Consider the following 303-nt stretch of genomic DNA (forward strand, 5'->3'; position numbering starts at 1 on the left):
TAACTGTAATTCCTCCAGATGTAGAACCTGCCGAACCTCCGATGAAGAACAAAGAGAAGAAAATAAGTGTGGTTACGGTTAACCAACTTGTGTAATCTTCCATTGCCAAAGCTGTTGTAGATGCGATAGATACAACGTGGAATAATGAACTTCTGAATGAATGTTCGAAATTAAACCACGAATAGGTTTCGACGGAATAACTAGGGTAAATATTGAAAAATAATACAACAAAAACGATAAATGTAACGACAGCAAGTAAACCAACCCACCAACGGAATTCTTCATTTTTCCATACTTTTTTGA

At 36.0% G+C, this 303-nt stretch carries 1 pseudogene; it reads right to left on the bottom strand.

The window, feature by feature from the left end:
• A pseudogene (locus QWI17_RS00300) lies at positions 1-303 on the bottom strand (hypothetical protein); the annotation flags it as partial.

Origin of the sequence: Gilvimarinus gilvus, from assembly GCF_030518155.1 — a bacterium.
Lineage (GTDB): Bacteria > Pseudomonadota > Gammaproteobacteria > Pseudomonadales > Cellvibrionaceae > Gilvimarinus > Gilvimarinus gilvus.